Source organism: Actinokineospora cianjurensis, assembly GCF_003663795.1.
In the GTDB taxonomy this organism is placed as follows: domain Bacteria; phylum Actinomycetota; class Actinomycetes; order Mycobacteriales; family Pseudonocardiaceae; genus Actinokineospora; species Actinokineospora terrae.
Genome location: NZ_RCDD01000004.1, coordinates 306,280 through 329,263, shown reverse-complemented (window position 1 = coordinate 329,263; position 22,984 = coordinate 306,280). Strand labels below are relative to the sequence as shown.

General features: G+C 71.9%; 19 protein-coding genes. 1 reads left to right on the top strand and 18 read right to left on the bottom strand.

Annotated features, from left to right (window positions below):
- Positions 1 to 35: 35 nt before the first annotated feature.
- The 11 genes from CLV68_RS24180 to CLV68_RS24125 all read right to left on the bottom strand — a co-directional run bounded on the left by CLV68_RS24180 (position 36) and on the right by CLV68_RS24125 (position 14,817).
- Entirely contained in the window at positions 36 to 2,627 is a 2,592-nt protein-coding gene (locus CLV68_RS24180; RefSeq protein WP_246010076.1) for a CHAT domain-containing protein, read from the bottom strand.
- Between the two features lie 80 nt (positions 2,628 to 2,707).
- Positions 2,708 to 4,411, bottom strand: coding sequence for a S8 family serine peptidase (locus CLV68_RS24175; RefSeq protein ID WP_147460146.1), 1,704 nt, complete (start codon positions 4,409 to 4,411; stop codon positions 2,708 to 2,710).
- A 515-nt stretch (positions 4,412 to 4,926) separates the two neighbouring features.
- Complete coding sequence (mnmA, locus tag CLV68_RS24170) at positions 4,927 to 6,015, bottom strand: tRNA 2-thiouridine(34) synthase MnmA (RefSeq protein WP_121393193.1); 1,089 nt, start codon at positions 6,013 to 6,015, stop codon at positions 4,927 to 4,929.
- Between the two features lie 3 nt (positions 6,016 to 6,018).
- On the bottom strand, positions 6,019 to 7,239 hold the full coding sequence (locus CLV68_RS24165; RefSeq protein WP_121393192.1) for a cysteine desulfurase family protein: 1,221 nt from the start codon (positions 7,237 to 7,239) through the stop codon (positions 6,019 to 6,021).
- Positions 7,240 to 7,288: 49 nt separating this feature from the next.
- Entirely contained in the window at positions 7,289 to 8,665 is a 1,377-nt protein-coding gene (locus CLV68_RS24160; RefSeq protein ID WP_246010075.1) for an MFS transporter, read from the bottom strand.
- Positions 8,666 to 9,224: 559 nt separating this feature from the next.
- Positions 9,225 to 10,094: a lysophospholipid acyltransferase family protein gene (locus CLV68_RS24155; protein WP_121393191.1), complete on the bottom strand. Its 870-nt coding sequence runs from the start codon at positions 10,092 to 10,094 to the stop codon at positions 9,225 to 9,227.
- A gap of 4 nt (positions 10,095 to 10,098) precedes the next feature.
- Positions 10,099 to 10,863 carry a GNAT family N-acetyltransferase gene (locus CLV68_RS24150; RefSeq protein WP_121393190.1) on the bottom strand — a complete coding sequence of 255 codons (765 nt, stop codon included), beginning with the start codon at positions 10,861 to 10,863 and terminating at the stop codon, positions 10,099 to 10,101.
- A gap of 168 nt (positions 10,864 to 11,031) precedes the next feature.
- Entirely contained in the window at positions 11,032 to 12,000 is a 969-nt protein-coding gene (locus CLV68_RS24145) for an electron transfer flavoprotein subunit alpha/FixB family protein (RefSeq protein ID WP_121393189.1), read from the bottom strand.
- Between the two features lie 23 nt (positions 12,001 to 12,023).
- On the bottom strand, positions 12,024 to 12,809 hold the full coding sequence (locus CLV68_RS24140; protein ID WP_121393188.1) for an electron transfer flavoprotein subunit beta/FixA family protein: 786 nt from the start codon (positions 12,807 to 12,809) through the stop codon (positions 12,024 to 12,026).
- 298 nt (positions 12,810 to 13,107) lie between these two features.
- Positions 13,108 to 13,725, bottom strand: a complete 618-nt coding sequence (locus tag CLV68_RS24135) for a DUF397 domain-containing protein (RefSeq protein WP_342772803.1) — start codon at positions 13,723 to 13,725, stop codon at positions 13,108 to 13,110.
- A 216-nt stretch (positions 13,726 to 13,941) separates the two neighbouring features.
- Entirely contained in the window at positions 13,942 to 14,817 is an 876-nt protein-coding gene (locus CLV68_RS24125; protein ID WP_121393187.1) for a helix-turn-helix domain-containing protein, read from the bottom strand.
- A gap of 144 nt (positions 14,818 to 14,961) precedes the next feature.
- Between CLV68_RS24125 and CLV68_RS24120 the strand changes: the two genes are divergently transcribed.
- Complete coding sequence (locus tag CLV68_RS24120) at positions 14,962 to 15,777, top strand: SAM-dependent methyltransferase (protein WP_121393186.1); 816 nt, start codon at positions 14,962 to 14,964, stop codon at positions 15,775 to 15,777.
- 55 nt (positions 15,778 to 15,832) lie between these two features.
- Here CLV68_RS24120 and CLV68_RS24115 read toward each other — a convergent pair whose 3' ends face one another.
- From CLV68_RS24115 to CLV68_RS24085, 7 genes are all read right to left on the bottom strand, one after another.
- Complete coding sequence (locus CLV68_RS24115) at positions 15,833 to 17,083, bottom strand: glycosyltransferase family 4 protein (protein ID WP_121393185.1); 1,251 nt, start codon at positions 17,081 to 17,083, stop codon at positions 15,833 to 15,835.
- A gap of 12 nt (positions 17,084 to 17,095) precedes the next feature.
- Complete coding sequence (locus CLV68_RS24110; protein WP_121393184.1) at positions 17,096 to 18,613, bottom strand: 1,4-alpha-glucan branching protein domain-containing protein; 1,518 nt, start codon at positions 18,611 to 18,613, stop codon at positions 17,096 to 17,098.
- Positions 18,610 to 19,344, bottom strand: a complete 735-nt coding sequence (locus CLV68_RS24105; protein WP_246010074.1) for a class I SAM-dependent methyltransferase — start codon at positions 19,342 to 19,344, stop codon at positions 18,610 to 18,612. The genes CLV68_RS24110 and CLV68_RS24105 overlap by 4 nt, the downstream gene beginning before the upstream one ends.
- A 46-nt stretch (positions 19,345 to 19,390) precedes the next feature.
- Positions 19,391 to 20,137 carry an acyltransferase gene (locus CLV68_RS24100; protein ID WP_121393182.1) on the bottom strand — a complete coding sequence of 249 codons (747 nt, stop codon included), beginning with the start codon at positions 20,135 to 20,137 and terminating at the stop codon, positions 19,391 to 19,393.
- Between the two features lie 129 nt (positions 20,138 to 20,266).
- Positions 20,267 to 21,223 carry a class I SAM-dependent methyltransferase gene (locus CLV68_RS24095; RefSeq protein ID WP_121393181.1) on the bottom strand — a complete coding sequence of 319 codons (957 nt, stop codon included), beginning with the start codon at positions 21,221 to 21,223 and terminating at the stop codon, positions 20,267 to 20,269.
- Positions 21,213 to 21,992 carry an enoyl-CoA hydratase/isomerase family protein gene (locus tag CLV68_RS24090; RefSeq protein WP_121393180.1) on the bottom strand — a complete coding sequence of 260 codons (780 nt, stop codon included), beginning with the start codon at positions 21,990 to 21,992 and terminating at the stop codon, positions 21,213 to 21,215. Before CLV68_RS24090 ends, CLV68_RS24095 begins: the two co-directional genes overlap by 11 nt.
- 56 nt (positions 21,993 to 22,048) lie before the next feature.
- Complete coding sequence (locus tag CLV68_RS24085) at positions 22,049 to 22,897, bottom strand: ABC transporter ATP-binding protein (RefSeq protein WP_121393179.1); 849 nt, start codon at positions 22,895 to 22,897, stop codon at positions 22,049 to 22,051.
- Between the last annotated feature and the right edge of the window lie 87 nt (positions 22,898 to 22,984).

The following is a 22,984-nucleotide window of genomic DNA, read 5'->3' as shown; positions in this document are numbered from 1 at the left end:
GATAGTAGGGTCGCCCGCCTTACCTGTCCACAGTCTCAGCCCGCGCCGAGGCAGATGAACGGGCGGCGGTAAGGGTCTTCGGCGATGGACTTGGCCAACGCCTTGGCCGGGGTAAGACCCGCGGTGAGCAACTGGTGGTAGGTGACCATCGCGGTGGCCGCTGCCTCGTCGCCGACCCGGCTGGTGGCCGCGACGACGGTGCGGACCCCGCTGGCCAGCAGCGCGCCCGCGTACCCGAGGGCCTCGTCGCCCGGCCGCACGTAGTTGAGCGCCAGCTCGCACGCGGCCAGCACGACCTGCCGGGGTGGCTGCCGCAGCCGGGCGACCTCGTAGGCGAACAGCGGGCCGTCGGCCAGTTCCAGCCGGGAGAACAGGGCGTTGGTCGGTTCGTGCTCGCCGTGCGCGGCGATGTGCGCGAGTTCGGCGCCGTCGAGCGCGTCGAGCACGCTCGCGACCGTCGCGTGCTCCTTGTCCAGTGCCACCGCGTCCGGGTAGACCTCACGCAGCGGTCCGTCCTCGGCGACCAACCCGGTCAGCATGGGACCGCGCGCCAACAAGGTGCGCCCCTTGGGAGCGGCGCCCGTGGCCGCACTGAGCCATGCCGTCGCCGATGGCGCTACCACCAGCGGTCTCCCCCACAGCGACGGCAGACTCCCCCACGGCACGGCGTAGAGCGCGCCGGTAGGGACTATGACCAGTTCGCTGTCGCCGATCAGGGAGATCAGCGGCTGGATCAACTGCTTGTCCAACCCCCCGGCGCTGCGGGCGGCGGACGCCTTCACGACGTCGACCACCGGTGGGGGCAGCGTGTCGGGGGCGAGCACGTCCAAGTCCGCGTGCAGCCGGGCGGCCAACTCCGCGGCGGCGCTGGCGGACCCGAGCCGCACCATCCGCGCCCCGGTCCCGAACACCACCACGGCGACGATCTCGTCCTCGGAGGTCGCGAACGACACCAGGACCCGGCCGTCGAGCGCGGGTGCCACCGCCTCCAGCGTGGCCACCGGCCGCGGCCTGCCCCACGGGCTGGCGTACCAGCCCTGCCGCTCGACCTCCCGCTCCAGCGCGGCGGTCTGCTTCTCCAGCTTCTCCGCGGACCGACCGGCCAGCCGCACCAGCTGCGCGGTCCGCTTGGCCAGCCGCAGCTCGGCGGCCTTCTCGGCGACCCTGGGGTCGGCGATGTCGGGCATCGGCTCGTAGCGGTACACCTGCGCCCTGGTGCGCTCCAGCCAGCCGAAGAGCCTGCGCGCGTCCGGCCGGGGGCCCTGCAGCACCAACCGGACCGCCAGCTCGCCCAGGTGCCGCCCGTGCACCGCGGTGCCGCACACCAGTTCCAGCCCACCCATGCGGTCGCGGGTGTGCCCGAGCTCGGACAGTCCCGCGCGCGCCTGCGCCAACGCGGCGCGCACGTCCTTCTCGGCCACCGCCAGCTCCGCGCGGCACAGCCGCAGCAGCATCCGGTGGTCGACGGGGGTGGTGACCCTGGGCGCGGGCACCTGGTCGAGCAGCTTCGCGGCGGTGTCGAGGTCGCCGCGGCGGATCTCCAGCCGCACCGCCATCATCAGCGCCAGCGCGGCCTCGTCCTCCAGCGCGAGCCCGCGCAGCTGCTCGGCGAGCGCCACCGCGGTCGCGGGCAGCGCGGTGTCTACGCGGCGGGGGGACCCGTTGGGGCCCTTGCCCTCCAGTGCGTCGAGGGTGTCGGCGCGCAGCGCGGCCAACGCGGCCACCGCGGCCCAGCGGACGTTGCCGCGCCGGGTGAACATCCGCTCCGAGCGCCGGGCCCTGCGCCTGGCCTGGGCGGTGTCGCCGTGCAGCAGGGCGGCCGCGGCCCTGGCGATCTCGGCCTCGGCGGCGTCCTGGCCGACGCGCTGGCGGCGCAGCCGGGGCAGCGCGTCGTCGAGGTGCCGGGCGGCCTCGTCGACCAGGCCACCGGCGAGCAGCGCGCGGGCCTGGTCGAGCTGGACCACCGGGAGCATGCCGGGGGCGCGGGCGGCGCAGTCGCGGGAGGTCTCGGCGAAGTAGCGCAACGCGGTCGGCACGTCACCGGTCATGTGCGCGACGTAGCCCCGGTTGTGCCTGGCCTTGATGGCGATGTCGTGCAGGCCGTAGCGCTCGCACAGCTCGATGCAGGTGTCGAGCTCCTCGATGGCGGCCGCGGTGTGCGCGCGCTCGATCTGGGCGAGGCTGCGGTTGAGGTACAGGCTCGCCAGCACGTACGGGTCGCCCGCGCCGTCGGCGAGACCGGCGCGCAGCAGCTCGGCGGCCTCGGAGAGCAGCTCGAGGGCGTGTTCGAGGTTGCCTGCCCTGATGTGCAGGAAACCGCGCTGCTCCAAGGAAAGCCCGGCCAGCTCGGCGTGCAGCGGGCCCTCGGGCAGCTGGGCCAGCAGGGCGTCGGCGTCGGAGAGCCTGGCGATGCCCTGGGTGATGGTCGCGCCCTCGGTCTCGGCGTAGGCCAGGGTGACCAGGACGCGCACGCGCAACTCGATGGCCTCGGGCGCGGTCGGCACCTGCGCGGTGTCCAGCACGACCAGGGCATCACCGAGCAGTGCCCGCGCACGGGCGAAGGTGTAGGCGTACACGGCTTTGCGACCGCGGCGGTAGAGCGCGCCTGCACGCCGGACAGCGGGCATGGCTTAAACCCTACGTGCCGCGTCCACCCGTGGTGGACGCGGCACGTGGGTCATGGCGGGTACCCGGCTGATCGGTCGGGTCAGCTGCGCCAGCCGAGGTCGGTGAGGTCGGCGTCGGCCAGGTCGCGGGCCTGCCCGGCCCGGACCACCCGGTCGTCGACGGAGGCGGCGTCGGCCAGCCCGGTGAGCCGGTTGGCGATCATGCCGGCCACCACCGGGGTGGCGAAGGAAGTCCCGGCCCACACGGCGAAGCCGCTGGTGAGGTCGTCCGGGTCGAGGGTCGCGCGGGGCAGCGGGCCCGGCCCGGTGGTGGTGAGGTCGGGGCCCTCGGCGCCCTGCCAGAGCGGGACGGTGCTGACCACCGCGTTGCCCGGCGCCCAGCGGGTCACCCAGGCGCCCTCGTTGCTGAACGCGGCGACCGACTTGCCGGAGGGGTTGAGCGCGCCGACCGCGATGAGCAGCGGGTTGCCGGTGTTGGAGCCGTCGGCGTTGAGCGCCATGGCCGCGGGCACGAACGGCCGGGTGGTGGCGTCGTTGCCCGCCGCGGCGACCACGACGACGCCGAGGTCGGTCAGCTTGCGCACCGCCTCGGCCAACTGCAGGCCGGTGGTCTGGTCGGTGTTCTCCGGGTAGAAGCCCAGCGAGATCGACACGACGTCGACCAGGTCGCCCGGCCGGTTCTCCGCCAGCGCCGAGGTGACCCGCTCGCGCAGCCACTCCAGGGCCAGCAGCACCGAGCCGTCGGTGGTGATGCCGTCGGTGTGCAGCACGCGCAGCGAGAGCACCCGCGCGTCCGGGCAGTTCTGGAAGACCAGGCCGGTGACGAAGGTGCCGTGCCCGGAGTGGGAGTCGGTGATGCCCAGCAGCGGCTGCAGCACGTCGCGCTCGTCGTTCGGCGAGGCCAGCGAGGGCAGCGCGCCGCCGCTCTGGTCGGTCAGCGTGGTCTCCAGGTCGGCCAGCAGGCCCTGGAACTCCTCGGACACCTCGACCACCGGGTCGGTGTCGGCGGCGCCGACGGTCAGCCACGGGTGCTCGCCGATGCCGGTGTCGAGCACCGCGACGACCGGGCGGCGGCCCGGGGTGAGGGTGGCCGGGTCGCGGCGGTGCGGCTTGGGCAGGAACAACCGGACCGCGTTGCGGGCACCGTTGCCGAGCGCGATGGCGCCGCCGCCGACGCCGTTGCCGAACGGGACACCGTTGCCGAAGGGCACGCCGTTGCCGAACGGGACACCGTTGCCGAAGGGGACCCCGTTGCCGAACGGGGCGCCGCTGCCGTAGGTGGCGCCGTACATGCCGACCGAGGCGGCCAGCGCGAGGTGTTCGAGCCCGATGCCCTTGGTGGCATCGGGGCCGAGCACGCGGCGCAGGTTCGCCAGGACGGTCCACGGGTCGGGCGCGGCCTCGGTGACGGCGTCCTCGCGCAGGTGCAGCAGGACCGGGACGGCGAGGTCGCCGTCGAAGGCGTTGACCGCCTCGCGCCAGCGCGGGGTCCTGGGCAGCCGCACCACCAGTTCCACGCCGACCTTGGTCAGCGCCTTGTTGAACCGGGCGATCGCCTTGGCGTCCCTGGCCACCGCGAGCGGGACGAGCAGCGTGTTGGACCGGTACGCGGTGGAGTCGGGGCGTCTGCCCTGCGCGCCCGGCACGGCGGTGGACGGGTTCAGCACCCTGGCCCGGTGCCGCACGAGGACGTCCTCGGTCAGTCCGATCACCTGCGGGAACCGAGCCAGGTCGGTCGGCACCGGATTCGTCGTGTCATGCCGCTGCCCCCCGTTGGCGCTCACATCCGCCATCGAATACCCCACCCCGAAGTCGTTGGTCACGGTCGGTGTCGCTGTCCCGCCGACCTGCTCATCCGTAGTAGAGCAGTAACGGGGTCACCAGATACGTCGATTGAGAAAGCCCCTGCGTAACGACGATTTGGGATCAACTCTGCGCTGATACCCGGGTGACGATCCGTGATCGAATGGCCGCGGCGGAACCAACAACGTCCACTCGGACAGCCCAGCGGCGCGCCGAGCGATTCCAGCCGACGGCCGCGCGAGCCGGACCAGGAGGTAGCAGACCGCAAGACCCGGTCCGGCGCAACGCCCCTAACGGGTAAGAGATGGCGGCGGGGAGCACACCGTGCGCGGTTGTCCACTGTGTGTGGTCACATTAATCGAACACGTGGTCGGTCCACCCGAAAATGATCTTGGTCGCCGAGAAATCCACTGTGGACCCGATGGCGGGAATGCGCGAGCGGACAACCGGACCCGAATTCGCACCCGTGTTCGAATGCGCCGGGAAATGCGCGGGACTAGCGGGTGCGGGAAATGGTGGCGCTGCCGAGCACCACGTCGCCAGCCGGGTCGGGCCGGTAGAGGACAACGGCCTGTCCCGGGGCGACGCCGCGGACCCCGTCCGCGGGCCGGACCAGCAGCTCACCGTCCACAAGCGACGCGGTGGCCGCCGTGGTCCCGCCGTGCGCGCGGATCTGCGCCACGCACTCGACGGTGCCGGTCAGCGGGTCGCCGGAGGGCCAGGTGGGCCGGGTGCCGACGATCTCGCGCACCGCCAGCCGCTCGGCGGGACCGACCCGGACGGTGCCCTGGACCGGTTCGAGCGAGAGCACGTAGCGCGGCCGCCCACCGGGGGCGGGGGCGTCGATGCCCAGGCCGTGCCGCTGGCCGACGGTGAACCCGTGGACCCCCGCGTGCACGCCGAGCACGGCGCCGGTCTCGTCGTCGACCAGCGTTCCCGGTCGGGCGCCGAGCTTGGTGGTGAGGAACGCTCGCGTGTCGCCGTCGGGGATGAAGCAGATGTCGTAGCTGTCGGGCTTCTCGGCCACGGCGAGGCCGCGCTCGGTCGCCTCGGCGCGCACCGCGGACTTCACCGAGTCGCCGAGCGGGAACAGGGCGTGCGCGAGCTGGTGGCTGGTCAGCGAGGCCAGCACGTAGGACTGGTCCTTGTCCAGGTCGGCGGCGCGGCGCAACTGCGGGCGGGAGTCGACTGTGGCCAGCCGGGCGTAGTGGCCGGTGCAGACCGCGTCGAAGCCGAGCGCGATCGCCTTGTCCAGCAGGGCCTCGAACTTGATCCGCTCGTTGCACTTCAGGCACGGGTTGGGGGTGCGGCCCGCGGCGTACTCGGCGACGAAGTCCTCGACCACGTCCTCGGTGAACCGCTCGGCGAAGTCCCAGACGTAGAACGGGATGCCGAGCAGGTCGGCGACCCTGCGGGCGTCGTTGGCGTCCTCCACCGTGCAGCAGCCGCGCGAGCCGGTGCGCAGCGTGCCCGGCTTGGCCGAGAGCGCCAGGTGCACCCCGACCACGTCGTGCCCGGCCTCGACCGCGCGCGCGGCGGCCACCGCCGAGTCGACCCCACCGCTCATCGCGGCCAGTACCCGCATGGTCTACACCTCCGCGTGCGACGCGCCTCGGCGCAGCCCGGCCAGTCCGGCGTTGCGGGCCCGCTCCACCACCGGCCCGATCGCCTCGGCCAGCGCGGCGACGTCGGCGGCGGTGGAGGTGTGGCCGAGGGAGAACCGCAGCGACCCGCGGGCTGGCGCGGGCTCGACACCCATGGCCAGCAGGACGTGCGACGGCTGCGCGACACCCGCGGTGCACGCCGAGCCGGTCGAGCACTCGATGCCCCTGGCGTCGAGCAGCATCAGCAGGCTGTCGCCCTCGCAGCCGGGGAAGCTGAAGTGCGCGTTGCCGGGCAGCCGCGACGGCCCGCCGTCCACTTCGGACTCCCCGGGGTCGCCGTTGAGCTGGGCGGCCGGGACGACGGCGCGGACCGCGCGCACCAGGTCCGCGCGCAGCGCCGCGAGCCGGGTGGCCCGCTCGACCCGCTGCTCGGTGGCCAGGCGCACCGCGGTGGCCATGGCGACGATCGCGGGGACGTCGAGGGTGCCGGAGCGCACGTCGCGCTCCTGCCCGCCGCCGTGCGAGACCGGGGCGCAGGTGACGTCGCGGCGCAGCAGCAGCGCGCCCACGCCGAACGGCCCGCCGACCTTGTGCCCGGACAGGGTCAGCGCGCTGGCGCCGCTGCGGGCGAAGTCGACCGGGAGCACCCCGACGGCCTGCACGGCGTCGGTGTGGAACGGGATGCCGTGCGCGGCGCAGGTCGTCGCCAGCTCGCGCACCGGGTTGACGGTGCCGACCTCGTTGTTGGCCCACATGACGCTGACCAGCGCGACGCCGTCGGGGTCCTCGGCGATGGCCGCGCGCAGGGTGTCCTCGTGGACCCGGCCGAAGTCGTCGACCTCGAGCAGGGTGACCTCGGCGCCGTCGTGCTCGGCCAGCCACAGCGCGGCGTCGAGCACGGCGTGGTGCTCGACCGAGGAGACCAGCAGCCGCACCCGCCTGGGGTCGGCGGCGCGGCGGGCCCAGTAGATGCCCTTGACCGCCAGGTTGTCGCTCTCGGTGCCGCCGGAGGTGAAGACGACCTCGGACGGGCGGGCGCCCAGCGCGGCGGCGATCGACTCGCGGGCCTCCTCGACGGCGCGCCTGGCCCGGCGACCGGAGGAATGCAGCGAGGAGGCGTTGCCATAGGCGGACAACGCCCCGGTGAGTACCGCGGCCGCCTCGGGCAGGATCGGCGTGGTGGCCGCGTGGTCGAGATAGGTCATCGCACGCCAAGGGTAGACCGAACCCGGCCCCACCCGGCAAGCGGCCAGCTCACACCCGGTCATCGGACGACCGCCGGAAGACCAGCGCCCCCAGCAGCGCCACCGCGGCCATCACCAGGTCGATCGGCACCACCGCGGCCGTCGGCGCCGCGGTCGAGGCGAGCGCGGCCAGCAGCACGCCGCCGAGGCCGACCAGGGTCGCGGAGAAGATGATGTCGCTGACCTGCAACGCCGACGACGTGAAGCCCCGCTCGTGCTCCGGCGCCAGGCGCAGCGCGAGGACGTTGATCGACGGGAACGCCAGGCCCATCCCGGCGCCGCACACCGTCCAGAGCAGGCCCGCCAACCACGGCGACCCCCACGGGACGGCGACGAACACCATGGCGGCCAGCCCGGCGGAGAGGATCACGAACCCGAGGCGGATCAACGTGGTGCGCTGGACGTCGGGCCGCCGCCCCTGCCACGCGGACGCGAACGACCAGCCGAGCGCGCCGACGGTCAACGGGAGCCCGGCCAGCGCCGGGGACAGCCCGTGCACGCTGGTGAGCGTCAACGGGACGAATGCCTCGACGCCGAAGAACGCGCCGGCGAACAGGCCCCTGGCCAGGATCACCCTGGGCAGGCCGGGCCTGCCGACCAGCGTGCCCCTGGGCAGCAGCAGGCGCAGCGCGGGGACGAGCACCGCCAACCCGCCGAGCCCCAGCCAGAGCGTGCCCAGCGAGGGGTGCTGCGCCGCCCAACTCACCGCCGGGATCCCCACCGCGGCCGCCAGCGCCGCCAACGGCACCCACCTGCGCACCGGCCGCCCCGCCCGCTCCGGCCTCGGCAACCCCCGCAGCGTCGGCACCAGCAGCACCACCCCGAGCACGGCCAGCGGCACCAACCCCAGGAACACCCACCGCCACCCGAACCGCTCCGTCACGATCCCCGCCAACGTCGGCCCCACGATCGACGGCACCACCCACGCCGCCGCCAACAACCCGAACGCCGCCGCCCGCACCCGCTCCGGGTACACGGCGGCCACCAGCACGTAGATCGCGACCACCTCACCGCCGAGCCCCAACCCCTGCAAGACCCGCGCCGCCAGCAGGACCGGCATGGAGTCAGCGGTCCCGGCCACCACCAACCCCGCCAGGAACACCGCGGGCGCGACCATCAACACCACCCGGGCACCCCTGCGGTCGCAGACCCACCCCCCGAACACGGTCGCCGCCACCGTCGCCGAGAGGAACGCGGTGAACGGCCACGAGTACAGGTGCCCCCCGTCGAGCTCGGCGAGCATCCTCGGCAACGCGGTCGAGACCCCGAGGTGCTCGAAAGCCGCGATGGTGATGAGCAGCAGCATCCCGAACGTGGTGGCCCGGTTCTCCGGCCCCCAGAGCTGCGTGCGGGAAGAGGACTCATCAGCGGTCTCGGTCGCGGTCACCCGCTCATCTTCTGACCTGCACCTGGGTGGAGGTCCACCCCTTTACCGCCCCGACCCCCGTGACCAGCCCCACCCTGCCCCCACCCCAGCCCGGATTCCCACCCCGTCCCGCCCGCGATTCCACCCCGCCCCCGGAATCGCCCCCACCGATCCTCTGGCCCGCGCATGCCTTTTAGCCCACCCCAGCCCCCGGCCTGCGTCCGACCTCTTACCCCACCCCAGCCGCTTCGCGCGCACGCGGTCCCGCCCCGGCCCAGCCCCCACCCACACCGGGGGGCGTCCCAGGTCCCACTCTACCGGCAGCCACCGACAAACGATCTTCAACCAGCCCGCCGAAGATCCACATGTGGATAACTTCTGTCGCTGGACCGGGTGAAGCTCGACCAAGCCCGAACAATGTTCGCCCAGGTCACCGACACCCAGGGCGTCCCACAACTCTCGCAACGGCCAGGCGCGGGCGAAGTCGCGAAAAAGCACCGCCCTCGGCGGGAGGGCGGTGCTGTCGCGCCACGAGGCGCGCGGGCGGGCCGGGCGGACCCGGCCCAGAGGACGAAAGAAGTCAGGCCGCCGGAATGCGGGTGGGGCGGCGGCGGGGGCGTTGGGTGGGGATGGGGGTGACGCGGTGGAGGGCGGAGTTGATGGCGGCCTCGGTGAGCGCGGCGAGTTCGCGGCGGTCGGCGGCGCGGCCGGGGGCGAGTTCGTCGAGGACCGTCAGCTCCAGCACCAGGCCGCGCAGGCGGGCGACGCGGCAGATGGAGTCGATGATGGTCTCGGTGCCGATGAACGCCGGCGTCGTCGTCTCGCGGCCGCCTGCCAGGCGGAAGCGCAGGGCGATCGGGCGGACCGGGACGCCGCCGTCGATGGCGGCCTGGAACAGGGCGGGGCGGAACTTGCCGATGCCCTGGCCGCACCAGGTGGTGCCCTCGGGGCAGGCGTACACCAGCGAGCCCGAGCGCAGGGTCGTGGCGAGTTCGGCGACCGTGTCGGGCAGGGTGCGCAGCCGCTCGCGGTCGATGAATAGGGTGCCCGCCGCGGCGACGACCCGGCCCAGCACCGGCCAGGAGCGGATGTCGACCTTGGCGATGGCGCGCATCGGGCGGACGGCGTTGACCGCGGCGATGTCGAGCCACGAGATGTGGTTGGTGGCGACCAGGGCGCCGCGGTTGCCGCCCGCCCGCAGCGCGTCGCCGCCGCGGACGACGAGCCGGACGCCGAAGGCGCGCAGCACGGCGCGGAAGATGCGCTTGGCGAGCAGTTCCCGCCCGGCGCGGCCGATCACGGGCATCAGCGGGACCGACAGCGCGGCCACGAGCAGCACGCCGACGGCGCCGGTGAGGCGCAGTGCGGCGCGGGCCCGGCCGACGACGGCCTCACCGGTGGTGAGGCAGGTCGGTCCGCACGGCGAGGTGGGCATCCAGTCGTGCGCCATGGCTCTACTCCCCCAGGAAGAACTTCAGGTAGCGCTGGTCGACGTTGGCCAGGTCGAGCAGGACGAAGAAGTCGGCGACACCGAAGTCGGCGTCGAGCGCGGGCGGCCCGCAGACCTTGGCGCCCAGCCGCAGGTACCCCTTGAGCAGCGGCGGCACCACGACCCTGGCCGGTGTCTCGACGGCCGAGAAGTCCCACGGGGTGCGGGGTCGCACGCGCTGGTCGGCGTCGCTGTAGTGCTTGGTGCTGACCGTCTGCCACACCCCGGCGGCCAGCGAACCGCCGTCGGCCAACGGGACCGAGGCGCACCCGGCGAGGAAGCTGTGGCCGGACAACAACATGTAGCGCGCGATCCCGGCCCACACCAGGCTCACCACCGAGCCGTTGCGGTGGTCGGGGTGCACGCACGAGCGGCCGGTCTCCACCAGCGCGCCGCGGATCCCGGTCAGCGCCGCCAGGTCGAACTCGGTGTCGGAGTACAGCGACCCGGCGTCGGCGGCGCGCTCGGGCGGCAGCATCCGGTAGGTGCCGACGATGGCACCGGTGGCGTCCTCGCGGACGACCAGGTGGTCGCAGAACGGGTCGAAGTGGTCGATGTCGATGCCGGGGGTGGAGGTGTGCAGCGTCGCCCCCATCTCCTCGGCGAACACCTGGTAGCGCAGTCGCTGGGCGGCCTCGACCTCGGAGCCGTCATGCGCGACGAGCAGTGAGTAGGTGGGTGCGTCGATTCCGGGCTTCGCAGTGCTGACCAGCACCTGGGCCTGCGTCATACCAGGAGATTAGGGTCATGTCGGCATCGGGGGTGTGTTCTTTGCCGTGACGCGATAGTGGCAACTGAGTGAATTGCCGGTACGTCGGTCCGCTCGGGTGTATCCGGGGCCGGAAAAGCGAAAGGGGCGGCTCCTGGGGAGCCGCCCCTCACACGCCGGACCAGACGATCAGCCCTTGCGCTTCGCGACCTCGTCGGTCAGCTGCGGTGCGACGGCGAACAGGTCGCCGACGACGCCGAAGTCGGCGATCTCGAAGATCGGCGCCTCGGCGTCCTTGTTGACCGCGACGATCGTCTTCGAGGTCTGCATGCCCGCGCGGTGCTGGATCGCGCCGGAGATGCCGAGCGCGACGTAGAGCTGCGGGGAGACCGTCTTGCCGGTCTGGCCGACCTGGAACTGCGCCGGATAGTAGCCGGAGTCGACCGCGGCGCGGGAGGCGCCGACAGCGGCACCGAGCGCGTCGGCGAGCTTCTCCACGACCTCGAACTTCTCCGCCGAGCCGACACCGCGGCCGCCGGAGACCACGATGGACGCCTCGGTCAGCTCGGGGCGGTCGCCGCCGACGACCGGCTCGCGGCCGGTGACGGTGGTGGCCCTGGCCGCGTCGACCGCGGGGACCTCGACGGTCTCCTCGGCCGCGGCGCCCTGCGCCTGCACGGCCTCGACGCCGCCGGGGCGGACGGTGACGACCGGGGTGCCCCGGTTCGACTTCGCCTTGACCGTGAACGCGCCGCCGAAGATCGACTGCACGCCGACGACGTCGCCGCCACTGCTCTGCACCTCGACTGCCTCGATGAGCAGCCCGGAGCCGGTGCGCACGGCCAATCGGCCCGCGATCTCCTTGCCCTCCGCGGTGGCCGGGATGAGCACCGCGGCCGGGGACTTGGCGCCCACCAGGCCCGCGAGCACGTCGACCTTGGGGGTGACCAGGTAGTTGGCCACGTCGTCCGACTCGGCGACGTAGACCTTGGCCGCGCCGTAGGCGGCCAGCGACTCCTTCACCTTGGCTGCGGTGCCGGGAGCGGCGACCACGACGGCGGCGGGCTCGCCGATCTCGCGGGCCGCGGTCAGCAGCTCGAAGGTGACCTTCTTGACCTCGCCGTCGATCTCGTCGACGAGGACCAGGACCTCGGACACTGTCATTCCTCCTTCGCTGCTTCTCAGATGAGCTTCTGGCCGATGAGGTACTCGGCGATCTTGCCGCCGCCGTCACCGGAGTCCTCGACCCGCTGGCCCGCCGAGCGCGGCGGCTTCGGGGTGGCCTCCAGGACGGTGGTGCTCGCCGCGGCCAGGCCCACCTCGGCGGCGTCGATGCCCAGGTCGGCGACCGTGTAGGTCTCGACGGGCTTCTTCTTCGCCGCCATGATCCCCTTGAACGAGGGGTAGCGCGGTTCGTTGATCTTCTCGCCGACACTGACCACCGCGGGCAGGGTCGCCGACAGGTGGGTCAGACCGGTGTCGGTCTCCCGGGTGACGGTGATCGCGGTCCCGTCGACGACGACCTTGCGGGCGTGGGTGAGCTGCGGGAAGCCCAAGACCTCGGCCAGCATCGCCGGGATCGCGCCGCCGCGGCCGTCGGTGGCCTCGTTGCCCGCGATCACCAGGTCGACGCCGTCGACCTTGCCGATCGCGGCGGCCAGCACCCGGGTGGTCTGCAGCAGGCACGAGCCGTGCAGCGCGGGGTCGGACACGTGCACGGCCTTGTCCGCGCCCATCGACAGGGCCTTGCGGATGGCCTCGGTCGCGCGCTCGGGCCCGACGCTGAGCACGGTGACCTCGCCGCCGTGCGCCTCCTTGATCAGCAGCGCCTCCTCGACGGCGCGCTCGTTGATCTCGTCGAGCACCGCGTCGGCGGACTCGCGGTCCAGGGTGTGGTCGGCCTCGGCGAGCCTGCGCTCGGAGTAGGTGTCAGGCACCTGCTTGACCAGGACAACGATGTTTGGCATGGGTCTTGTTCGACCTCCTGGGACGAGCACCGTGTGGCGATCGGCGGGTGTGCCGACCAGCCCGATTTTCGTGCGGTTCGGCTGACCTTGCCACGTCGCGGTGGAACCGGGCACGGTGGGCTGTGCCACCCCTATGTTACTTGTCAGTAGTGGACGGCGCGATCGCAGGAGCCCCGTGACGGTGCCCACAAACACCTGAAGGCCACCCCCGAGACGCGGGGGTGACCTTCAGGGGTGTGATTGACCAGGGCGCGCTGGTCCGATCACAGCGCCCGGTCGTCGCCTCGACCTGCTCGACTCACGCGGAGGCGGGCAGCCACTTCGACCGCCCCGGGGACGTGGGCACCCAGCAGCCGTTGACGACGGTCTCCACTCCGTCGCGCAGCTGGCCGAGCGATCCCGGGGTGCGGTCGTCGGGGAGGTCGATCATCTGCCGCAGCACCTCGGCGGCCCAGCCCTCGCGGTGCCAGAGCACCACGTCGGGGTTGAGCACGTCGTCGGTGTCCCCGGGCAACCGGGTGGCGATGACCTCGTCCTCGGCGTGCAACCGGACGACATCGATCACGTTGTGGTGGGCGCGCACCCCGACGACGGCGGCGATCTCACCGCTGGCGTCGCGCGGGTGCAGGAACTCGAACCCGCGCGAGACGAGCCTGCGCAGGTACGCCTCGGCGGCGTGCGAGGCGTCGGTGGTCGCGACGTGCCCGTTCTTCACCGCACGGGTGAACGACGCGATGACCGCACCGGGGAACAGCAGCGCGGGACCCGTCGGGTTCTTCGAGTCGCGCACCGCGGTGTGGATCTCGTCGACCGGCGACAGTTCGACGCAGTTGCCCACCGCGCCGCTGCGGGAGCTCTTGCGCCACCGCGCTGCTGGCACCCCGTCAGCCGCCATTCCGTTGCGAAACTCAGACACTGGACCTCGCCTTCGGCAGTCACTCAGTCGGTCACTCAGTGCAGGTGCACGTGCGTTGATCGTGACGACCGTAACACGACTGGGCGCCCCAGCAAATGCACGTGCATCCGAAAGGGGCAACCGCACGAGACGGTTGCCTCGGCAACCGGATCCGTTGTGCCACACGCGAAAGCGCCCACCAGCCCAAACGGGTGGTGGGCGCGGAAAACGGACTTCCTAGATCTCTTCGCGCCGCTTGCTGAGCAGTTGCCGGGACCGGCTCGGGGTCTCGGCGTCGACCGTCAGCCGGTCGACGACCCGGCTGTAGCGCTCGATCTCGTCGACGCGGTCGAGGAAGATCGCGCCGAGCAGGTGCTCGATGTAGACGATGTCGGGCAGCTCGGCCTCGGTGAAGCGCAGCATGGTGAACGAGCCCTCGGCCGCGTAGCCGCTGAGCGGGTACGGCATGACCTGCAGGGTGATGTTGGGCAGCCGGGTCATCTCCAGCAGGTGGTCGATCTGCTCGCGCAGCACCCGGGGCCCGCCGATCGGCCGGTGCAGCACCGACTCGTCGATGACCACCCACAGCTTGGGCGCGTCCAGGCGCTGCAACACCTTCTGCCGCGACATGCGCAGCGCGACCCGGCGGTCGATCTCGTCCTCGCGCAGTTCCGGTCTGCCGCGGCTGGCCAGCATCCGGGTGTACGCCTCGGTCTGCAGCAGACCGGGCACGAACTGCAGCTCGTAGGTCTGGATCCGCGCCGCGGACTCCTCCAGGCCGACGAAGTCGTGGAACCAGGTGGGCATCAGGTCGCTGTAGCGGTGCCACCAGCCCGGCTCGTTGGACTGCTTGACCATGTCGAGGAACTGGGTCCGCTCGATCTGGTCGTGCACGCCGTAGAGGGTCAGCAGGTCGGCGACGTCGCGCTCCTTGAAGCCGACCCGGCCCAGCTCCATCCGGCTGATCTTCGACTCCGAGCCGCGGATGTGGTACCCCGCGTCGGCCCGGGTGATGTCCACCTGCTCCCGGAGCCTGCGCAACTGCGAGCCGAGCACGATCCGGCGCGCCGTCGGCCCCGGATTCTGCCCACCGTCTCCACGAACCTCGACCACGACCTGTCCCTCCCGCCGCTCGTCCCACCACCGCCGGTCACGGCGCCGGAACCCAGCGTGGCATCGACACCACGGGTACCCCTAGGGTGAGCGTACTCCTTGAGTGCGCAACGTCCACGGTCTACGACGTTCTGTGAGGAACCCATGGTGCACCGCGAGCCGATTCACATCGACACGAGCAAGGCGAGCATCGCCCGGGTGTACGACGCTTTCCTCAACGGCAAGGACAACTACGAGATCGACCGCGAGGTCCTGCGCCGGGTGCGGCAGGTCGCCCCGGAGGCCGCGCAACTGGCCTTCGACAACCGCGAGTTCCTCATCCGCGCCACCCGGTTCATCGCGCTGCAGACCGGGATCCGCCAGTACCTCGACTGCGGTTCCGGCCTGCCCACCGCGGAGAACACCCACCAGGTCGCGCAGCGGATCCGCCCGGACTCGACCGTGGTGTACGTCGACAACGACCCGGTGGTCCTCGCGCACGGGCGCGCGCTGCTGGAGGAGAACGACCGCACGCACTTCATCGCCGAGGACATCTTCGAACCGGAAGCGGTCCTGGCCAACGAGACCGTGCGGCGCAACCTCGACTTCACCGAGCCGGTCGCCCTGTTCCAGATGGGCACCATCCACCACTACGACGGCGCCCGCTCCCCCGCCGACATCATGGCCACCTACATCGACGCCTTACCGCCGGGCTCGGTCGTCGGCATCTCGCACTTCTTCGACCCGGAGACCACCCAGTACTCCCCCCTGGCCCGCCGCATGGAGGACGTCTTCCTGCACAGCCCCATGGGCACCGGCCTGTTCCGCACCCGCCCCGCCATCGAGGCCATGTTCCACGACCTCGAGATGATCGCCCCCGGCGTCGCCCTCTGCGCCGAGTGGTGGCCGGACGGCCCCCGCCTCAAACCCCTCGACGAGGTCCAGTACTGCATAGTCGGCGGCCTCGGCATCAAGCGCTGACCCGACCTGGCTCTCGAACCCTGGCCCTTGCCGCCCGGAGCAATGACAACGCGGATCAGGTGAAGGCGTTGCCGGTGGGGATCTTGGGGCGGCCCAGGGGGGTGTGGGGGTGGGACTGGGCGGCGCGGTAGACGGTGGTGGTTCGGGTGGCGATGGTGGTCCAGGAGAAGGCTTCGGGGAGACGGGCCTTGGCGGCGCGGGCGCGGCGGCGGGCGGCGGCGGGGTCGTTGAGGACGCGGCGGATGGCGGTGGCGAGGGCGGCGACGTCGCCGGGGGTGAAGGACAGGCCAGTTTCGCCGTCGAGGACGACCTCGCCCAAGCCACCTGCCGTGGACGCGACTAGAGGCGCGCCAGCAGCAGCGGCCTCTAAGGCAACGATGCCGAAAGGCTCGTAGCGGCTAGGTAGCACTACCGCGTCAGCAGCGGACAACGTGGCGACCAAGGACCGGTCCGACAGGTGCCCGACGAAGTCGATGGCGCGGCGGACGCGGAGTTTGCGGGCGAGTTCGGCGAGGTTGTCGGCCTGGGAGCCCTTGCCCGCGACGACCAGCCGGGTGCCCGGGTGCGAGCGGCGGACCTTGGCGAGCGCGGCGATCAGGTCGTGGCCGCCCTTCTCCCACTCCAGCCTGCCGAAGAACACCAGCAGCGGCGCGTCGTCGGGGCTGTGCCTGGCGCGGGCCGCGCGGACGGAGCGGGCCGGGATGCGCCAGTCGCGGGGCTCGATGCCGTTGTGGATCACGGTGATCGCGTCCGGGTCGACCTCGAACAGGTGGGCCGCCTCCGCGCGCATCGCCGACGAGCAGGTGATCAGCGCGTCGGCGCGGTTGGCCAGCCACCACTCGACCGAGTGGACCTGCTGGTTGAGCGGCTGCGAGAGCCACCCGCTGTGCCGACCGGCCTCGGTGGCGTGGATGGTGGCGACCAGCGGCGCGCCTGCCTGCTCGGCCAGGGCGATCGCGGGGTGGGTGACCAGCCAGTCGTGGGCGTGGACGACGTCGGGCCGCCAGTCGCGCAGCAGGGCGAGTCCCGCGCGGACCATGGCGTGCCCCATGGCCAGCGTCCAGGCGACCAGGTCCTTCTCGAACACCAGGTGCGCGGGGTCCTCGGCGACCCGCACGACCCGGACGCCCTCGTGCACGCCGTCCTCGGTGGGGTGGGTGTGCGCGTCGGTGCCCGACTCGTGCCTGCACAGCACGACGACCTCGTCGCCGAGCGCGGCGAGGTGCCTGGCGACGGCGTGCACGTGCCTGCCGAGGCCGCCGACGACCACCGGCGGGTACTCCCAGGACAACATCAGCACGCGCATGGTGGTGCGACCCTACTCGTGGGTACGCAGGGCGCGTGCGTCGAGGCCGCCGAACGGGCCGTCGACCTGGCGCAACTCCCCCGCCCTGGCCCGCGCGCGTCCGGCCGACCCGGCCCTGACCAGCGCCACGAGGTCGGCGTAGCGCTCACCGTGCACGGCAGCCCTGCGGCGCGCGTAGTCGGCGGCGGAGTCCTTGGTGACCATGAATGCCCAGTCGCTGGACAGCGCAAGAAGCGCCTCGCGGACTACCTGGTCCAGAACGGGGTCACGGCCTGTCGACGCAGGGGTGGTGTCGATGAGGTCTAACAAGTCGCGTTGGAGAGTGGCGCCATCGTCGACAAGGTCCGCCACCTGCGCGCCATCCCATACACGCCAGTCCTTACCGGACCCCCAAGAGGACGCCGGTAGCTCTACCGAGCCCGCCACATAACCGGCATCGACAGCACCGCGCAGTGTTGTCACGTGCACGCCTGCTTCGGGCAACGCACGCAGCACACCCTCTAGCCAAGCGGGACCTTCGTGCCACCAGTGGCCGTAGAGCTCAGTGTCGTAGGCAGAGACAACGAGCCCTGGGCGGCCATGGAGGTCGCGGAGTTCCTTGAGCCTTCGGACAACCGTGTCGACGAAGTCGTGGACGTGGCGCTGTAGTGCTTCTGCGGCGAGGGCGGGTTCGTAGGGCTTCTTGTCGTGTGGGGCGACGTTTCTACCGGTCACGCGTGATGGCTTGAGACCGGACGGGTGGTCGTAGGTGTGGAAGTCCCGGTAAGCGTTGTCGCCGGGGTAACCGGCTTTGGGCGACCACACGCGGTAGGTGACTTCAAGGTCGCGGCCGAAGCAGAGGACGTCCGAGTCACCTACCGTGCGGGCGAACGCGGTGTCCCCGTGGAGCGCTGGGCCATCTACGAGAAAGCGCTGCACCCCCGCCGCCGCGTATCCGGTTTCCATGCCTGGCGCGTATCCGCACTCTGGCGCCCAGATGCCCTCTGGCGCACGACCAACCCGAAGCGCCGTGTCGTCAAGACCAAGCCTGAGCGCAAATGCTCGCAGTCGGGGGTCTAGCAGCGGTTGGAACGGGTGGGTCGCAGGGCCGCCGATCAGCTCGATAACCCCACCGTCGACCAATGGCCGTAGTACCGGGGAGAACCCATGGCGCCAACGAGCTTCGAACTCGGATAAGGCTGCCGCAGAAGCGCGGTACTCACTGGCTGCGATCTCTTGCAGCCTCGGGTCACCGCCACGCCATTGGACGCCCGCGAACTGGGCGCGCAGGTTCCAGTTGCCCAGCCAGTCGTGCATGGCGCGCAACGCGTACGGGTCGTCGAGCTGTGCGGCGAGGATCGGGGTAACGCCGAGAGTCAGGACGTCGCGCGCGCCTTCGTCGCCGAGGCGGCGCAGCATGTCGACCAGCGGCAGGTAAGAGTGCGCCCACGCCTGGTAGAGCCACTCCTCCCCCACCGGCCACGTGCCGTGGTGCGGCAGCCAGGGCAGGTGGCTGTGCAGGACGAGGGCGAACCCGCCGACCTCGGTCATGCGCGCGCGACCAGGACGATGTCGAGGCAGGCGTCGAGGTCCCGCCCGGTCACCTCGAAGTCGTCCGCCGCCACACCGGCGACGGCGGTCAGCAGGTCAGCAGGCCAGCCGGTCCCCGCGACGGCGACCTCGACCTGCGCGTCGATGATCGAGCCGCCGAAGCGCGCGTCGAGTTCGCGCAGCACGGGACCGTGGTGGACGCCGCCGAGGTACTCGGTGCCGAACCCGGCCGCGCGGACCAGGTCGTCCAGTTCGGACGGTGCCAGTTCGCGGGTGTGGAACGGGTTCAGCGGGGTGTCGCGGCCAGGCGAGAAGGTGATCCGGTTGGGCGTGGTGACCAACAATCGACCACCGGGGCGCAGGACGCGGTGGCATTCCCGCAGGAACCCCTCTTGGTCCCAGAGGTGCTCGATCACCTGGAGGTTCGCGACCACGTCGACGGAACCGTCCCGCAGCGGCAGGTAAGCCAGGTTCCCCCGGACCGCACGGACAGCCGGGTACTTCTTGCTCACGTGCGCGATAGCCGACTCGTCGTAGTCGAGCCCGATAACGCTGCCTTGCTCGGCGAGAAGCGCGGCGCCGTAGCCCTCACCGCAGCCTGCTTCGAGGATGGCCTTACCTTCGCAGTGCGCGGCTAGGTGGAGATAGGCGATCTCGTGCCTACGGAACCAGTAATTCTCCTCGTCGATGCCTGGCACAGTGCGTTCACCAGTCAGCGGCAGAGTCGTCACCCGCGCACGGTAACCGAGGCTACTGACCGGTACCCGCCCGGGGTCACTACGAGTCGAGGGTGTCCCGCAGCGCCTTCGCGGCCTTGCGCGCCATGTCCTCGACCGCCGCCCGCCGCACGGCATCCGCCTCGTAGGCGTCCCGCCGGTCCCGGACCACCTTCGCCGGGATCCCCGCCGCGACCGCGTAGTCCGGGATGTCCCCGCGCACCACGGCGTGCGCCCCGATGACGCTGCCCCGCCCGATCCGGGTGCCCTTGGTGACCGTGACCTTCGTGCACAACCACGTGTCCGGCCCGATCCGCACCGGGGACTTCACGATCCCCTGGTCCTTGATCGGCTGGTGGACGTCGGCGGTGACGTGGTCGAAGTCGCAGATGTAGACCCAGTCCGCGACCAGCGCCGCCGCCCCGATCTCGATGTCCAGGTAGCAGTTCACCACGTTCTGCCGCCCGAACACCGCCTTGTCGCCGATGCGCAGCGACCCCTCGTGGCAGCGGATCGCGTTCCCGTCGCCGATGTGCACCCAGCGGCCGATCTCCAGGCGGCCGAACCCGGGGCGGGCGTGGATCTCGACGTCCTTGCCGAGGAACACCATGCCGCGCAGCACGATGTGCGGGTTGGCCAGCCGGAACCTGAGCAGCCGCCAGTAGCGGACCAGGTACCAGGGGGTGTACGCCCGGTGCCGCAACACCCAGCGCAGCGACGCCGCGGTGAGGAACCTGGCCTGCTCCGGGTCCCGCCGCGACCAGGACCGCACCCGACTGGCGATGGGCGAACCCCACATGGACGTCATGGGCCGCAACGCTAACCGATCCCCGGAGCGCGCGAACGGGACGGGTTGGCCGCTGGTGCACCGGCGACGCCGACGCGCTACCCGGGTACCAGCGGCCGAACCCCTCGCGGGATGTCCGGAGTGGACTCCTCAGCCGCTCTTGCGGCCGGTGATCATGACGTTGTAGAAGAGCTCGCGCGGGAGGGCCCTGCGCAGCACCGTGTCGTCCAGCCAGGAGAGCCGCTGCCAGGTGCGGAAGGCGAACATCGCCCAGCCGAAGCCGAGCTTCTCGCGCGGGACGGCCGCCTCGAAGGTGCGCACCGGCCAGCCGAACAGGGCGGCGGTGAGCTCCTCGGTCTCGGCTCGGACCTCGACCAGGCCCGCGTCGCGCGCCGTGGTCTCCAACTCGGTCGGGTCGAAGGTGTGCAGGTCGACCACGGCCTCCAGGGCCGCCGCGCGGGAGGACTCGTCCAGTTCGGACTGGGGGCGGCGCCAGGAGCGCAGGAAGCCGAGCTTGGTCAGGTTGGTGGTGAGCCACCAGGTCGCCTGGCCGAGCTTGCGCGCGTAGCGGTCGCCGACGCGGGTGGGTTCGCCCGCGAAGACGAAGCGGCCGCCGGGTTTCAGCACCCGGCGGACCTCGCGGAAGGCGGTGGGCAGGTCGGGGATGTGGTGCAGCACCGCGTGGCCGACGACCAGGTCGAAGGTGTCGTCGTCGTACGGGAGGCGTTCGGCGTCGGCGACCCGGCCGTCGACGTCGAGCCCCAGGCCCTTGGCGTTGCGGAGGGCGACCTCGACCATGCCGGGGGAGAGGTCGGTGACCGAGCCCTTCGCGATCACGCCGCCCTGCATCAGGTTCAGCAGGAAGAACCCGGTGCCGCTGCCCAGCTCCATCGCCGTCTCGTACGGCCAGCCCCCGTCGCCCGCGACCGCGCGGAAGCGGCCGGTGGCGTAGTCGATGCAGCGCTGGTCGTAGGAGATCGACCACTTCTCGTCGTAGGTCCCCGCCTCCCAGTCGTGGTACAGCACGTTGGCCAGCTTCGGGTCGGCGAACGCGGCCCGCACCTGCTCGGCGGTGGCGTGCGGGTTGGGGATGGGGTCAGCGGCCATCGAATCGCGCCTTCCCGGCACCGTTCTCGATGAACGACCGCAGCCCCGTCGTGCGGTCCTCGGTGGCGAACAGCGCGGCGAACAGGTTCGTCTCCACGGCGAGACCACTGCCGAGGTCGGTGTCCAGACCGGTGTCGATGGCGGCCTTCGCGGCGGCGAGCGCGCGCGAGGCGGCGTGGCTGAACTGCCCGGCCCAGCGGCGCGCGGCGTCGTACACGTCGTCCGGGGCGACGACCTCGTCGACCATCCCGATCGCCAGCGCCTCGTCGGCGTTGACGAACCGTCCCGTGTAGACGATGTCCTTGGCGCGGCTCGGGCCGATCAGCCTGGCCAGCCGCTGCGTGCCGCCCGCGCCGGGGATCAGGCCGAGCAGCGTCTCGGGCTGGCCGACCCGCGCGTTGTCCCCGGCGATGCGCCGGTCGCAGGCGAGCGCGAGTTCGTAGCCGCCGCCGAGGGCGTAGCCGGTGATCGCGGCGACGGTCGGCTTGGGCAGCCGGGCGACGGTGGTGATCGACGCGCTCAGCTCGGGGGCGTAGTCGGCGATGTCGGTGTAGGACATCGCCGCGAACTCCTTGACGTCCGCGCCTGCCGCGAACACCTTGGGACCGCCGTAGATGATCACCGCGCGGACGTCCGAGCGGCTGCCCGCCTCCAGTGCCACCTCGCGCAACTCGGCCTGCAGCTGCCGGTTGATCGCGTTCATCGGCGGCCGCGCGAGCCTGATGGTGCCGACGCCGTCCTCGACCTCAAGCGAAACGAACTCACCCACGGCTTGTGTCCTCCTGCTGGTCCGCGATTCCGGGAAGGTTACCTGTCGGTAGGTGCTCAGGCGCGGCGGCGGGCGAAGAACCGGTCGCCGGAGCGCTCCAGCTCCAGCGACTGCCCGAACGCGGCCGAGAGGTTCTCGCTGGTGAGCACGTCGTCGATGAGCCCCTGGGCCACCACGCCGCCGCGGGAGAGCAGCAGCAGGTGGGTGAAGCCGGGCGGGATCTCCTCGACGTGGTGGGTCACCAGGACGGTGGCGGGGGCGTCGGGGTCGAGCGCGATGCCGGTCAGCCGCGCCACGAGGTCCTCGCGGCCGCCGAGGTCGAGACCGGCGGCCGGCTCGTCGAGCAGCAGCAACTCGGGGTCGGTCATCAGCGCGCGGGCGATCAGCGTGCGCTTGCGCTCGCCCTCGGACAGGGTGCCGAAGGTGCGGTCACCGAGCCCGGCGATGCCCAGGGTCTCGAGCAGGTCGTCGGCGCGGCCGGTGTCGAGCTGGTCGTACTCCTCGCGCCAGCGGCCGAGCACCGCGTACCCGGCGCTGACGACGACGTCGCGCACCTTCTCCTCGGCGGGCACCCGGCTCGCGAGCGCGGCGGTCGCGAAGCCGATGCGGGTGCGCAGCTCGAAGACGTTGACCCGGCCGAGGCGCTCGCCGAGCACGTGCACGACGCCGGTGCTGGGGTGCAGCTCCGCGCCTGCCAGTCGCAACAAGGTGGTCTTACCTGCACCGTTGCTGCCGAGGACGACCCAGCGCTCGTCGAGTTCGACGCGCCAGTCGAGGTCTTTGAGGAGATCGGTGCTGCCGCGTCGTACCCCGACCCCCGCCATGTGCAGGACGAGGTCGTCGAGGTCTTCCGGTGCGCTGTCGGGTCCGGTGCCGGCCTGGGTCCGCGAGGTCACGGCCGTCATTCTGCCTTTGCCCACCGGTGCTGTGCGTTTGCCTCCCTGCGCACCCCGGCTCCTCCCGCGGCCCGGTGCGGGGTTGACTTGCCCGGC

Coding starts and splice junctions, on each gene's coding strand:
- CLV68_RS24180 (WP_246010076.1), bottom strand. CDS start 2,627: ATGCCCGCTGTCCGGCGTGCAGGCGCGCTCTACCGCCGCGGTCGCAAA.
- mnmA (WP_121393193.1), bottom strand. CDS start 6,015: ATGCGGGTACTGGCCGCGATGAGCGGTGGGGTCGACTCGGCGGTGGCC.
- CLV68_RS24165 (WP_121393192.1), bottom strand. CDS start 7,239: ATGACCTATCTCGACCACGCGGCCACCACGCCGATCCTGCCCGAGGCG.
- CLV68_RS24155 (WP_121393191.1), bottom strand. CDS start 10,094: ATGGCGCACGACTGGATGCCCACCTCGCCGTGCGGACCGACCTGCCTC.
- CLV68_RS24150 (WP_121393190.1), bottom strand. CDS start 10,863: ATGACGCAGGCCCAGGTGCTGGTCAGCACTGCGAAGCCCGGAATCGAC.
- CLV68_RS24140 (WP_121393188.1), bottom strand. CDS start 12,809: ATGCCAAACATCGTTGTCCTGGTCAAGCAGGTGCCTGACACCTACTCC.
- CLV68_RS24120 (WP_121393186.1), top strand. CDS start 14,962: ATGGTGCACCGCGAGCCGATTCACATCGACACGAGCAAGGCGAGCATC.
- CLV68_RS24115 (WP_121393185.1), bottom strand. CDS start 17,083: ATGCGCGTGCTGATGTTGTCCTGGGAGTACCCGCCGGTGGTCGTCGGC.
- CLV68_RS24110 (WP_121393184.1), bottom strand. CDS start 18,613: ATGACCGAGGTCGGCGGGTTCGCCCTCGTCCTGCACAGCCACCTGCCC.
- CLV68_RS24100 (WP_121393182.1), bottom strand. CDS start 20,137: ATGACGTCCATGTGGGGTTCGCCCATCGCCAGTCGGGTGCGGTCCTGG.
- CLV68_RS24095 (WP_121393181.1), bottom strand. CDS start 21,223: ATGGCCGCTGACCCCATCCCCAACCCGCACGCCACCGCCGAGCAGGTG.
- CLV68_RS24085 (WP_121393179.1), bottom strand. CDS start 22,897: ATGACGGCCGTGACCTCGCGGACCCAGGCCGGCACCGGACCCGACAGC.